The 12,349-nt window shown below is 70.4% G+C and carries 9 protein-coding genes and 1 tRNA gene; 5 read left to right on the top strand and 5 right to left on the bottom strand.

Annotated features, from left to right (window positions below):
• The first annotated feature begins 264 nt into the window (after positions 1–264).
• Positions 265–1,599 carry a CitMHS family transporter gene (locus ACFQ7F_RS21510; protein ID WP_383272702.1) on the top strand — a complete coding sequence of 445 codons (1,335 nt, stop codon included), beginning with the start codon at positions 265–267 and terminating at the stop codon, positions 1,597–1,599.
• Positions 1,600–1,630: 31 nt separating this feature from the next.
• Here ACFQ7F_RS21510 and ACFQ7F_RS21515 read toward each other — a convergent pair whose 3' ends face one another.
• Positions 1,631–4,420 carry a glycosyl hydrolase gene (locus ACFQ7F_RS21515; protein ID WP_383272704.1) on the bottom strand — a complete coding sequence of 930 codons (2,790 nt, stop codon included), beginning with the start codon at positions 4,418–4,420 and terminating at the stop codon, positions 1,631–1,633.
• Positions 4,421–4,712: 292 nt separating this feature from the next.
• Positions 4,713–4,800, bottom strand: a tRNA-Leu gene (locus ACFQ7F_RS21520).
• Between the two features lie 193 nt (positions 4,801–4,993).
• Between ACFQ7F_RS21520 and ACFQ7F_RS21525 the strand changes: the two genes are divergently transcribed.
• From ACFQ7F_RS21525 to ACFQ7F_RS21535, 3 genes are all read left to right on the top strand, one after another.
• Positions 4,994–6,346, top strand: a complete 1,353-nt coding sequence (locus ACFQ7F_RS21525; RefSeq protein ID WP_383272706.1) for a M20/M25/M40 family metallo-hydrolase — start codon at positions 4,994–4,996, stop codon at positions 6,344–6,346.
• Positions 6,347–6,541: 195 nt separating this feature from the next.
• Positions 6,542–6,775, top strand: coding sequence for a chaplin ChpH (chpH, locus tag ACFQ7F_RS21530; RefSeq protein ID WP_383272708.1), 234 nt, complete (start codon positions 6,542–6,544; stop codon positions 6,773–6,775).
• A 140-nt stretch (positions 6,776–6,915) separates the two neighbouring features.
• Positions 6,916–7,740 (top strand): chaplin family protein, encoded by an 825-nt coding sequence (locus tag ACFQ7F_RS21535; RefSeq protein WP_383272710.1) that lies wholly within the window; start codon positions 6,916–6,918, stop codon positions 7,738–7,740.
• Between the two features lie 85 nt (positions 7,741–7,825).
• On the opposite strand, the gene ACFQ7F_RS21540 is transcribed toward ACFQ7F_RS21535, so the two are convergent.
• Positions 7,826–8,014: a DUF5703 family protein gene (locus ACFQ7F_RS21540; RefSeq protein WP_190082655.1), complete on the bottom strand. Its 189-nt coding sequence runs from the start codon at positions 8,012–8,014 to the stop codon at positions 7,826–7,828.
• Between the two features lie 47 nt (positions 8,015–8,061).
• Here ACFQ7F_RS21540 and ACFQ7F_RS21545 point away from each other — a divergent pair, with 47 nt between their 5' ends.
• Positions 8,062–8,853, top strand: coding sequence for a hypothetical protein (locus ACFQ7F_RS21545; protein WP_383272712.1), 792 nt, complete (start codon positions 8,062–8,064; stop codon positions 8,851–8,853).
• Positions 8,854–8,949: 96 nt separating this feature from the next.
• Here ACFQ7F_RS21545 and ACFQ7F_RS21550 read toward each other — a convergent pair whose 3' ends face one another.
• Positions 8,950–11,205, bottom strand: a complete 2,256-nt coding sequence (locus ACFQ7F_RS21550) for a helix-hairpin-helix domain-containing protein (protein WP_383272714.1) — start codon at positions 11,203–11,205, stop codon at positions 8,950–8,952.
• Positions 11,202–12,182, bottom strand: a complete 981-nt coding sequence (locus tag ACFQ7F_RS21555; RefSeq protein ID WP_383272716.1) for an aldo/keto reductase — start codon at positions 12,180–12,182, stop codon at positions 11,202–11,204. Before ACFQ7F_RS21555 ends, ACFQ7F_RS21550 begins: the two co-directional genes overlap by 4 nt.
• Positions 12,183–12,349 lie beyond the last annotated feature (167 nt).

Raw genomic sequence — 12,349 nt, forward strand, 5'->3', positions numbered from 1 at the left:
ACCCGTTACGAAAAAACCGCGACGTCCTTCAAAGCCGCCGTCACCCTGGCATCAACACTCCTCTGGCTCCGCCCACTTTGAAGACACGCCCTAGGGGGTTCGCGGGGCATTGATGCGCAGACCGCATGGATAGATCTCGGTTTGATGCTGGACGCCGATCCACTGCCCCTTCGAAACTCATCCGCAGTGCGGGCCGCCGGGGCTTCCAGGGCTCCGTGTCAGGAGCCGGTGCCGAGAAGGCGAACGAGAAGGTGAGCGACAACCATGCTGGCAGTGCTGGGGTTCTCCACTATTGGCCTGTTCCTCTTGCTCACCATGACCAAGCGGGTCTCCGTACTGGTGGCACTGGTGCTGCTGCCTGTCCTCGCGGCCCTGATCGGCGGCTTCGCCGACGACATGGGCAGCATGATCCTCGACGGGCTGATCACCGTGGCCCCCACCGGCATCATGATCGCCTTCGCGGTCCTCTACTTCACGCTGATGGTCGACGCCGGGCTCTTCGACCCCTTGATCAGCCGGATCCTGCGTCTGGCGCGGAACGATCCGGCACGCATCGCGGTCGGCACCGCCGTGCTCACGATGTGTGTGGCGCTCGACGGCGACGGCGCGTCGACCTTCCTCATCACCGTCTCCGCCCTGCTGCCGGTCTACAAGCGCCTGGGCATGAGCCCGCTGGTGCTGTCCGGCGTCGTCTGCCTGGGCGCGGGCGTGATGAACATGGTTCCGTGGGGCGGGCCGACGGTGCGGGCCATGGCGGCGCTGAAGCTGGAGAGTGCGGAGGTCTTCACGCCGGTACTGCCGGCGATGGCGTGCGGTGTCGTATGGGTACTGCTCGCCTCCTACTGGATCGGCCGGCGTGAGCGCCGGCGTCTTGGGGGCGCCGGGCAGCGGAACGCGGGGGCGGAGGGCGAGCAGGCCGTCTCCCGGACGCCGGGAGACGGACCGGGCACTCCTGCGGTGACGACTGAGGCACGTCCCCCTGTCCTGCTCACCGCGTTCAACGGCATTCTGACCGTCGCGCTGATCGTGGCGCTGGTCATCGAACTCATGCCGCTTCCCGTGCTGTTCGCCCTTGCCTTCGCCCTCGCCCTCCTCGTCAACCGCCCCACCTGGGAAGGGCAGCAGGAGCTCCTGGAGAAGCACGCCAAGAGCGTGGTGCTCGTCATCACGATGATCTTCGCCGCAGGCGTGTTCACCGGAGTTCTCACCGGCACGAAGATGATCTCCGAGATGGCCGAGGCCCTGGTCTCGGTCGTGCCCGACTCCCTCGGCGGGCATCTGGCGCCTCTCGTCGCCGTCACCGGTATGCCGCTGAGCCTGGCCTTCACCCCGGACGCCTACTACTTCGGCGTGCTGCCCGTGCTCTCCCACACGGCGTCCGGATTCGGTGCCGACCAGGCCGAGATCGCCCGCGCCGCGATTCTCGGCCAGATGACCACCGGGTTTCCGCTCAGCCCTCTCACTGCCTCCACTTTCATCCTCGTCAGCATGAGCGGCGTACAACTCGGCGAGCACCAGCGCTTCATCTTCCGCTGGGCCTTCGGTACGACCCTGGTCATGACCGCCGCGGCGCTGCTGACCGGGGCCATATCCCTGTGAAACAGCCTGCTGAGCCGATGGGACGAGGCAGCTAGCCGAACGGGATCGTCAGCGTCGAATCGGCCGTCCCGGTCCTGAGCTTTGCCGGGCCGTTGCCGATCGCCGACCACACCTCCAGGCGTACCGTCCCATTCTTCAGGTTCCCCAGTGAGCCCGTCGCCGACTTGAGGCCACGGCCCTCGCCGTACGCCTCCCAGCCGGTCACCGGATCAGTCGCGAAGTACTGATAGGTCTCCGTCCGGTCGAAGGTGCCGTCGCCCGTGAGGTCGTAGCTGACCCTGGCCTGCTGGCCGAGGCCGACCGCGGTTCCCGCGTCCACCTGAAGGCGGAAGGCCGTGGACTTGCCCGCCGTGAGGGTGCCGTTGACCTTCTTCGCCTCGTAGACCTGCGGCTGGTTCGGCGTGCCGTCGTGGTTCGCGCCGCCCGCCGAAGCGAGGGTGTCGCTGCCTGCCGTGGCCCCGGTCGCCGTGGTGAGCGTGCCTCCGGAACGGAGCTGGAAGACGTTCCCCGTGGGCGGGTCGGGGTCCGGGTCGCCGCCGCCCGTTCCGGTGCCCGTCGCCGTGGAGCGGGCCGGGACCGTGAGGGTCGCACCGTCGGAGAAGGTGACCGTGCGGGGCGAGGCGCCGAAGTTGTGCGCCGCGTAGGTGCGTACCGTCCCCTTGGAGAAGACCGCCGATGTGGGGATGTCGCCCGTCACCGTCGTGTCGGGGGCGCCGAGCGCGTCCAGGGTGTTGATCCAGTGGTAGGTGTGCGCCTTGGACTCTCCCTGTTCGGGCGTGTAACCGGCGTTGCCCGCATCCCACTTGGACTTGGCCGCGGCCGGGTCGGCGAGCGACTCGAATTCCCAGAGGATGTCGCGCCACTCGACGGCGGGGCCGCCGTTCTCCCGCACCATTTCGGCGAGGTTGCGTCGGATCGCGGACTTGTGCCCGGCCAGGTGGAGCGATCCCCCGGTGACCGGCAGGGCGTTGATGCCGTGGATCTCCTCGGGGTTGGCCGTCCACCACGTCGCGTATGCCGCTCCGCTTCCCCACACCATCCCGGCCGTGTCATGGCCGAAGCCGGAGGGGAACACCTGCTCGTCGGCGTCGAACCAGTACTGGGCGATCGCCTCCGACTCGGTGGTCAGCAAGTAGGCGCCCAGGTCACGGAGTTCGGCGTTGTCGGTGGCCGACCCCCAGAGCACCAGGGCCGCGCTGAGGTTGGTCGACTCGGACGACGACTCCTGGTTGTTGCCCGCGGCGAAGCCCTGGTGCCCGGACGCCCAGCTGTGGCCCGCGTAGACGTCGAAGCCGCGGAGGAAGGGGAAGGCCGACTCGCCGCGGGCGGGGTTGGCCGCGTCCTTGATGAGGGTTTTCACCATGCCGCCCCACGCCGAGTCGGCGGCCCAGGCCTGGTCGTACTGGGCGACGATCGCCGCCGCGTAGACGTAGTAGCTGTAGTGGAAGTGGTGGTCGTTGAGTTCCGTGTCGCTCCCGTACGACGCCGGGTAGCCGGTCAGGGTCTTCCAGTCCTTGTCGTACGAGAACTCGCTCGCGCCCCCGGCCGTGAACCACTCCTGGAGCCGGCCCTTGAGCAAGCCGAGGAGTTTGTCGCGGGTGGCGGTCTCACCGATCTGGTCGGCGACCGGGACGAGCTGGGCGATCCTGCCGAGTGCCTTGCCCGTCCAGTACGTGTCGGTGGCGCCCGAGAACGGGTCGGCCGCGTTCGCCACCTCGTCGAGGTACGTCTTCAGGCGCGCCCGGTCGACGCCCGAGGACTTCGGCAGGGCGGGCAGGACGGACGACGACTTCTGGGTGGTGGTGAAGGCCGTGCCCTCGCGGACCTTCATCGTGCCGCGCGGCGACACGTAGGTGTAGGAGGTCAGCGGATCGGCCGAGTGCAGCCACTGGTGGCGGTAGAGCGCCTGGAGCGTGCCGGTCTCGCTGCCTTCCTGCGCCTGGGTGGTGAGGGTGTAGTTCGCCTTCACCGATCCCGCAGTGGAGGACCAGGTGGCCTTGGAGCCGGTGACGAAGCTGTAGGCGTATTTCTTGTACGTGGCGAGCGCGTCGGTCGACGGCAGGACGGCGAGCGAGAAGTAGTCCTTGGCGCCCAGACCCGCGGTGACCGTGGATCCCGAGACGGTCCAGTCGCTGCCGCTCGGCGCGAAGAGGGCGTAGTGGTGGCCCCCGACCGTGATGCCGAGGACGTTGCCCTGGTCGGCGAAGACGGTCGGCGCCGCGGCGGTGGTGATCTGGGCGTTGCCGCCCGAGCCCTTGGCGTACACGAAGGGCAGGCCGTGGCCGATGGTGGTGCGCAGGGTGCGGGTGCCGTCCGACCAGTAGGGGGTGACGGTCCAGTCGGACCAGGCGTCGGCCTTCGTGTCCGGGGAGTTGAGTCCGGTCAGGCCGAGGGTGAGGTCGCGCTTGTGCGCGTACTCGTACTGGCGGCCATCGCCGACGACCGCGGGGGTGGTGGGGTAGCCGACCTCCAGGCCCCCGGCGGTGGCCTGGTAGGTGAGGGGGTGCCCGTACATCGGGGTGGAGTACGGGTTGTCGCCGTACCGCTGGAAGGCCAGGGAGGACCACCAGTCGTTGGTGGGGACCGGCTTGTCCTTGGCGGCCGGGGTGACCTTGGGGGTCACCGGGGTGCCGGTGTTGGTGGTGGGCCCGGAGGTTCCCGCGGGGCGGGTGTCGGAGTAACTGCCTGAGCCGACCGGGACGTTGGCGGCCGCCGCCGGAGTGGCGGCGGGACCGAGACCGACGGCGACAAGTGCGGCGGCCAGCGCCACGGCGGCGGCCGGTCTGTGGTGAAAGGCGGATCGTAAGCGGGCGTCTGGCATGGACGGCACCTCGAAGTCATGACGGGAAGGGCGTCGTGAGAGCGCTCTCAGATGTCGAGGAACGTAAAACTCCAGCAAACAAGCGTCAATAGCTGGGGCAGGCGTGAGTTGGGCATGACGCAAGCCGGTGCGCCTTCGCGTCCTGATCCCGGGCGCATGCGGCTGCGGCCGAAAGAGACTCCGCCCGTTGCCGTTGCCGTTGTCCTGGGCCGAAGCCGACCCCGGAGTCGTCACGGACAACAAAAAGCGCCGACCGGGATTGCTCCCGACCAGCGCTCTGTTGGTCAATCATTGGTGTCCGAGGGGGGACTTGAACCCCCACGCCCGATAAAGGGCACTAGCACCTCAAGCTAGCGCGTCTGCCATTCCGCCACCCGGACCGGTGGTCTCTCGCGGTTTCCCGCGGCGACGTGGAAAACCATAGCAAACATTCGGGGGCCTCCGATCACCCGGGCGATCACGCAGGTCATACGCGTGAACGGCGTATGACGGCGGGTGCCCGGCCTTGGGTGTCGAGGGGTCGGCGCGGGAGGATGAGGAGGACCAGCAGGAGCGATAGCGGGAGGAACCACCGTGAGCGAGTCGAGCAGGGCCGACAGGGCGGGCGAGGCGGACCGGTCGCGGCCCGTCACCGGCGAGGACGAGGTCGTCGATCTCTGCCGCGATCTGATCCGCATGGACACGAGCAACTACGGAGACCACTCGGGCCCGGGCGAGCGCAAGGCCGCCGAGTACATCGCGGAGAAGCTCGCCGAGGTGGGGCTCGAACCGCAGATCTTCGAATCGCACCCCGGCCGGGCCTCCACCGTGGCCCGCATCGAGGGCGAGGACCGCTCCCGGCCCGCGCTGCTCATCCACGGCCACACCGACGTCGTGCCGGCGAACGCCCAGGACTGGACGCACCACCCCTTCTCCGGCGAGATCGCGGACGGCTGTGTGTGGGGCCGCGGCGCCGTCGACATGAAGGACATGGACGCGATGACCCTCGCGGTCGTCCGTGAGCGCATGCGCACCGGCCGCAAGCCCCCGCGCGACATCGTGCTGTCCTTCATGGCCGACGAGGAGGCCGGTGGCACGTACGGCGCGCGCTACCTCGTCGACAACCACCCGGGGCTCTTCGAGGGCGTCACGGAGGCCATCAGCGAGGTCGGCGGCTTCTCCTTCCAGGTCAACGAGGACCTGCGGCTCTATCTCATCGAGACGGCCCAGAAGGGCATGCACTGGATGAAGCTGACCGTGGACGGCACCGCGGGTCACGGTTCGATGATCCACAAGGACAACGCCATCACCGAACTGTCCGAGGCCGTGGGCCGGCTCGGGCGGCACAAGTTCCCGGTGCGCGTCACCAAGACGCTGCGGCACTTCCTCGACGAGCTCGGCGACGCGCTCGGCACCGAGCTCGACCCCGAGAACATGGACGAGACGCTCGCCAAGCTCGGCGGCATCGCCAAGCTCATCGGCGCCTCCCTGAAGAACACCGCCAACCCGACCCAGCTGGGCGCGGGCTACAAGGTCAACGTCATCCCGGGGCAGGCGACGGCGCACGTCGACGGCCGCTTCCTGCCGGGGTACGAGGAGGAGTTCCTCGCCGACCTCGACCGGCTCCTCGGTCCGAACGTCAAGCGCACGGACGTGCACGCGGACAAGGCCCTGGAGACCACCTTCGACGGCGCGCTCGTCGACGCCATGCAGACGGCGCTCCAGGCCGAGGACCCGATCGCCCGCGCCGTGCCGTACATGCTCTCCGCGGGCACCGACGCCAAGTCCTTCGACGACCTCGGCATCCGCGGCTTCGGCTTCGCGCCGCTGAAGCTGCCGCCGGAGCTGGACTTCGCGGGCATGTTCCACGGTGTGGACGAGCGGGTGCCCGTGGACGGCCTCAAGTTCGGTGTGCGCGTGCTCGACCGGTTCATCGACGCGTCCTGAACGCCGGTCCACGCGCCCTTCGGCGAGGGAAACGCGGTGGAAATACGTGCTTAAACGAAACTCCAATAATCGTCAGCGCGTACGTACTTGACTGAAAAGAGTGAAAGGGACCATAGGCTCGTAGCCCCATTGCCTCCTCCTCGTTACAGGTGGTGCGGTCCGCGGCTGGGATCGCATTGCCAACGAGGAGGAACAATGATCAAGAAGGTCGTCGCTGCTGCGGCTGCCACTGGTGGTCTCGTGCTCGCATGTGCGGGTATCGCTGCTGCCGACGCCGGTGCCCAGGGTGCCGCCGTGAAGTCTCCCGGCGTGCTTTCGGGCAACGTCGTGCAGGCTCCGGTCCACGTGCCGGTGAACGTCTGCGGCAACACGGTCTCTGTGATCGGGCTGCTGAACCCCGCCTTCGGCAACACCTGCGCCAACGTCTGACGTTGGCGTGACTCACCCCATGAGGGTCTGAGTCCGTCGGCCCCGGAGTGTGTGCATTGCACTCCGGGGCCTTCGGGCATTCCGTGTACGTGTCCCAAGGCGCGTACGCATTCCTGAAGGTCATAAGGCAGGGAAAACCTATGCGACAGGTCACTCGTAAAGGCCTGATCACGGTGGCGGCCGCGACGGGCGTACTCGCCATCAGCGGTGGCTACGCGCACGCCGACTCGGGCGCCCGCGGGGGCGCGTCGGATTCTCCGGGCGTGCTGTCCGGCAACTCGGTCCAGCTCCCGGTGCACGTGCCGGCGAACGTCTGCGGCAACACCGTCAACGTCGTCGGGGTGCTCAACCCCGCGGCGGGCAACAGCTGCGCCAACACCTCGCACGGAGGTGGCAGCGGCTCGCACAAGCCCTCGGGCGGCGGGTCCTCTGCGCACGGGCACAGCAGCAACTCGCCCGGCGTCGGTTCGGGCAACGACATTCAGCTGCCGGTCGACGCACCGGTGAACGTCTGCGGCAACAGCGTCACCATCGGCGGCCTCGGCAACGCGACCACCGGCAACGACTGTGCCAACGACTCGGGCGACGGGTCCCCGGGGAATCCGGGAGAGCCGGGGGAGCCGGGCAACCCGGGGGAGCCTGGGAACCCGGGGGAGCCGGGGGAGCCGGGCAACCCGGGGGAGCCTGGGAACCCGGGGGAGCCTGGGAACCCGGGAGAGCCGGGCAACCCGGGGGAGCCCGGCAGCCCGGGAGAGCCGGGGAACCCCGGCACATCGGGCGAGAAGCCGGTGGACGACCGGGCGATGCCGAACGAGCCGGGGACGCAGGTCGTCACGCAGCCGAAGGGCTCGGAATCGCTCGCTCAGACGGGCAGCGACCTGCCGATGGGTGTAGTGCTGCCGGTGGGCGCGGGCATGCTGCTCGCGGGGACGGTGCTGTACCGCAGGGCGCGGTCGGCCGCCTGATCAGGGGGCGCGTCGCCGCCTGATCAGGTACGGAGAACGGAGGGTGTCCGCATGGTCGGGCGCCCTCCGTTCTGGCTGTCTCATATCACCAGGTCGCCCGCAGCTGGCGGATGATCCGCCGCTTCAGCCGCACTCTGCGGCTGCCGTCTGCGTGCAGGCTCAGGCGGTCCAACTCCCAGTGTCCGTACTCTGCGTGGTCCGTCAGCAGGCGCGTTGCTTCCTTGCGGGTGACCCCGCGCGGCACATACACGTCGACAAATTCGTATTCCGGCATCGCATCTATTGTGCAAGTACGGGCCCGGTACGGATAGCGTCTGCACTATGTCTGATGCTGCGCAGCCCACCGCTGCCGAGGTACGCGCCGCCGCCGAGGCGGTCAAGACCGCGCTCGACCGTCACCTTGCCGCGGTCGAACGCAGGTCGGGGGAGGACGACCCGGCCGTCTACGAAGCGTTCAACGAGCTGGCCGCCGCCGCCGAGGAGTACGACGAGCTCCTCTACGACCGCTATGACGAGGTCACTCCCTTCGAGATCCCCGGCTCGGACAGCGATGTGCTGCCGCCGTACCAGGGCCCGGAGGACGCGAACGCACTGAGCGTGCTGATCCGCAGGGACTACGCCGTGGCGGAGCCGCAGCGGCTCCTCGCGCAGGCCCAGCGGGTCGCGGACCTCGACGCGGACACGGCGGGCGAAGGGCCCGCGGCAGCCGCGGCGGGCAGCAGTGTGCATGCCGCCCTCGGCGTGCTCTTCGGGGAGTTCGAACCGGACGAAATCGCTTCGCGGCACAAGGAGTTCGGCCTGGAGGAGGGCGACTCCACGCTCTGGGTCACCGCGGCGGACGAGCCGGCGGAACCGGGGGAGTGGCTCGACGCCCCCTTCGACCAGGCTGATCCGCACCGGGTCGTGTGCCGCTTCGACGTCAGCGCGGTCTTCGACGACGAACCGGACGACGACGGTGTCGACGCTGTCGACGCCGACGTCCATGTCCGCGTCGATCCCGACGCCGTGGCGGTCCTCGAGGAACTCGACGAGGTCGATGACGTCGACGACGCTGATGAGGTGGACGCGGTCGACGTCGACGACGACAGAAGCCCCCTGGACGCCGATCGCTGACCGCTCAGGCGCGCGTCGCGGCCTTCCCGGCCGTGCCCCGCCGCTTCCGGGCGCCGGTGAACGTGGCGGCCACCCGGAAGCGCGGGACGGTTCGGCTCAGGACGTGGCGGGCACCTGCGGGCGCAGGAGGGACTGGAGGCGCGTCGTGCGGGCCTTCGCGGGGATCTCCGCCACGGCGCGCGGCAGCGCCTGCTCCGCGCCCTGGACCACCGAGAGATGCCGCTCGCCGCGGCTGAACGCGGTGTAGATCCAGGGCCTGCTCAGGGCCGCGGTGGCGTCGCCGGGCAGTACCACGACGGCCGCGGGCCAGCTCAGGCCCACGGCCTGGTGCGCGGTGAGCGCCCAGGCATGCCGCACCGTCTGCTCCACCTGTTCCTTCGGTACGACGACGGGGTCGCCGTCGCACTCCAGGTGCAGCCCCTCCGCGTCGGCCCGCAGGACCCGGCCGAGGGTCGTGCGCCCGGGCGCCGGGACGTGGGCGACGCGGTCGCCGGGGTCGAAGCCGCCGAACCGGCCGGGGCCGGGGTTCAGCCGCTCCTTGAGCGCGGTGTTCAACGCGCGTGTGCCGGCGGCGCCGCCGTGCCCGGGGGTGATGACCTGGGTGTCCTCCGTGGGCACCCCGATCGCCCGGGGCACCGAGTCCGCCACGAGCTGCACCGTGCGGTGGACCGCTTCGCCCGCGTCGCGCACGGGGACGATCACGACTTCCTTGCCAGGCGCCTCGACCTGGTTCAGCTCGCCGATGCCGATGCCGGAGACCAGCTCCCCGATGGGGCCGGGGTCCGGGACGCGCGAGACGACCTGCGGGCAGCAGCGCGCCGCGAGGAGATCGGCGAAGACCCGCCCCGGGCCCGCCGACCACAGCACTCCCGGGTCGCCGCTCAGCACCAGACGGGCGCTGTCCGGCAGGGACTCCACAAGCATCGCGGCGCTCTCCACGTCCAACTGCGGCGCGTCGAGGACCACCAGGAGGTCGAGGGCGAGCGCTCCGTCCCTGTCCCGTCCGGGGCCCTCCGCACCGGAGAGCAGCCCCGCAACAGTTGCGGCGCCCGCCTCGTCCGAGCCCGTGAGCCCGGCGACGCGGTCCCGTCCCGTGGAGCTGTGCGTGGCCGCCCACGCACGCAGGCCGAGGCCGGCCGCGGCCGCGACCAGCGCGGCGGGCTCGGCGCGTGCCGCATCGCCGCCGGTGTGCAGGACGAGTCCGTGTCCTGCCACCGCGCGGATCAGCTCGGCGGTGGAACCGGACGCCTCGCCCGCTGCGGACTCCCAGCCGTCGGTCTGCGGGCCCGAACTCTCTTCCTTGGACAGGGAGTTGATCACCCGGGCGATCCCGTCGGCGAGGCTCTCCTCGGCGAGGGCGTACTGCTCGAGGCCGACCAGGACGCGGACCGGCAGCTCGGTCTCCTCGCCCTCGGCGTCTTCTTCGTTCTGTACGGGGGCCGGAGCTCCCGGTGTCTCGATGGCGTCCTGGAAGACCAGGATGTCGCCCTCCGCGATGGCGCTCTGCACCGCCGCGTCCGGATCGGGCACGGCACGCTGTCCGAGCGCCGCGGTGAGCGCCGCCGCGTCCAGGGCCGTGTGTCCCGCGACGGCAGCCTGCTCAAGGAGCCAGGCGGTGATCGCGCGCCCCCTGCGCTCGTCGTCGGGCCCGCACTCCGCGCCGAGCAGCGCCCGCGCGAACCCGTCGGCCTGTTCCGTGCGCACGCCGCCGACCCGCAGCAATTGCCAGGGGTCGCCCCGCAGCAAGGCGTCGGCGCCCTCGCCGAGTGCCGCCGCCGTCCGCTCGGCGAGCGCGGCCGGGGCCCCTCCATCGGCGAGCACGGCACGGACCGCGTCCACGGCTTCGTCGCCGGGTCCCGAGGCGGCCTGCACGACGGGCTGCGGCCGCCGCACGGGCTCGGGCGCGGCCTTGCGCGGTGCGGGCTCGGGCTCGCGGAAGGCGCTGGCGGCCGGCTTCTCGCCGCTCTCCACCGCTCGCACGGCGGCAAGGAGATCGGCGGCCGTGCCGCTGAGCTTGGCACCGGCGTCGACAGGCCCCTGCTTGGCGGCCTTCCGCTCGGCGATCCGCTCCTGCAGTTCCCGCTGGGCGGCGATCTCGGCCTCGGTCTCCGAGAGCTCCTTGCTCTCGGCGCTCTCGGCGGCATCTTCGGTGGCAGCGCTTTCGGCGGCGGCGTCAGGACCGGTGGAACCGTCGGTGGCGGCTTCGGTGGTGTCTTCGGTGTCGGCCGCGTCCGCGGCCGTCTCCGGTGCAGAGACCTCCGGTGCGGCGGCCTCCGGCGCCTGTGCCCCGGTCTCCTGTGCGGCAGCGGCCTCCGCTTCCTGCGCGGCAGCGGTTTCCGGCTCCGTACTCACAGCGTGCTCCAGTCGTGATCGGGGTAGCGGTGCACGGGCGCCGACACATCGTCGAGCGCCTGGCAGATCTCGTCAGGAAGACTAAGGGTCTCCACTGACAATGCGGCCGTGAGCTGCTGCGCGTTGCGCGCGCCGACGATCGGCGCGGTCACTCCCGGGCGATCGCGCACCCAGGCGAGGGCGACGTGCAGGGGCGTGGCCGCGAGGCCGTCCGCGGCCGTGGCGACCGCGTCGACGATGCGGCTCGCGGCATCGTCGAGGTAGGGCGCGACGAACGGCGCCAGATGCTCGGAGCCGCCGCGCGAGTCGGCCGGGGTGGAGTGGCGGTACTTCCCGGTGAGCACACCGCGGCCGAGCGGTGACGAGGGCAGCAGGCCCACACCCAGGTCCATCGCCGCGGGCAGCAGTTCGCGCTCGACGCCGCGCTGCAGCAGGGAGTACTCCATCTGCGTACTGGCAAGGCGCGTCCGCGTCCCTGGGGCCGCGAGCTGCCACGTCGCCGCCTTGGCGAGCTGCCAGCCGGAGAAGTTCGAGATGCCCGCATAGCGCGCCCGGCCGCTGCTGACGGCTATGTCGAGGGCCTGGAGCGTCTCGTCCAGGGGCGTGCAGGGGTCGAAGGCGTGCAGCTGCCACAGATCCACGTAATCCGTCCCCAGGCGGGCCAGGGACGCGTCGAGCGCGGACAGGAGGTGGCCCCGCGAGCCGTCGAAGCGCCGGTCGGGGTCGGGCACGCTGCCCGCCTTGGTCGCGATGATCAGGTCGCGCCGCGGCACGAGCCGCTCTATGAGTCGGCCGAGCAGATACTCCGCTTCCCCGTCCCCGTACACATCGGCCGTGTCGACGAGGTTGCCGCCCGCTTCCCAGAACACCTTCAACAGGTCGGCGGCGTCGCTCTCCTGGGTGTGCCCCCAGGTGAGGGTGCCGAGTCCGATCCGGGACACGCGAAGGCCGGTGCGGCCGAGATGCCTCTGCTCCATGGGCGCTGAGGTTACTGGCCGTGCTCCAGTGGCGTGAGGGGCTGTGGACAAACTGGTGTCCCGTTGAACAACCAGCCGAGTCCGTCACCCGGTCCGCCCGCCCCTGACGGCGTGCGGGGCCACGCGCTACAGTCCCCGGCACAGGGACGTTACTGCTCAGTAAGGGG

The sequence above is a fragment of the Streptomyces sp. NPDC056486 genome (assembly GCF_042795295.1).
GTDB lineage: Bacteria > Actinomycetota > Actinomycetes > Streptomycetales > Streptomycetaceae > Streptomyces.